A 687-nucleotide genomic window follows, 5' to 3' on the forward strand; every position below is an offset into this window, starting at 1 on the left:
CGTGCGGCGGGATCGAGGCCGCGGGTCGGCTCGTCGACGAGCAGCACGGCGGGCTCGCCGGCCACCTGGATGGCGAGGGCGAGGCAGCGGCGCTCGCCGACGGAGAGATCTTGCGGATGCCGCGCGAGAAGCGCGGCGAACGCGGGGTCTTCGGGGTCGCGTCCGAGGAACCCGGCGAACCGATCAGCGGTATCGCCGATCGCGTGCCGGCCGCTGCGTCCGCGCCGGTGAGACGGAGGCAGGTCCGCGGACGCCGGCTCCGACCCGCGTCGACGTCCGGGCTCTCGCCGCGACCGTGTCGCTCGACGATCCGCGCGGGCGCATTCCCCGCCGACCGTGTCGAAGACGAAGAGGTCGTCCGAGGCATCCGGAATCAACGCCACGCGGCCGGCCGCTTCGATCTGCGCGCCGCGCTCGGGCACGGCGAGCGCGGCGAGCAGGCTCGACTTGCCCGCACCGTTGGGTCCGACGAGCGCCACGATCTCGCCCGCGTCGAGCATGAGGTCGGCGGAATCGACGGCGATGACGGCCCCGTGCCGCACGGTGATCCCGCGTGCGCTCAGCGCCGGCGCGCGGCCGTCGTGTCCCGGCGCGCGGCCGTCGTGTCCCGGCGCGCGGCCGTCGTGTCCCGTCGCGCGGCCGTCGTGTCCCGGCGCGCGTCGGCACGCGGTGGCCCCGCGCCGGGAC

The 687-nt window shown here is 76.6% G+C and carries 1 protein-coding gene; it reads right to left on the bottom strand.

The genetic code is table 11. From position 1 onward, the window contains the following. Positions 1-542: ATP-binding cassette domain-containing protein (locus ACI3KX_RS22125; RefSeq protein ID WP_404911100.1), on the bottom strand; the 542-nt coding region annotated here is incomplete at its 3' end. Positions 543-687: the final 145 nt, after the last annotated feature.

This window comes from Microbacterium sp. ZW CA_36, assembly GCF_044987475.1.
In the GTDB taxonomy this organism is placed as follows: Bacteria; Actinomycetota; Actinomycetes; order Actinomycetales; family Microbacteriaceae; genus Microbacterium.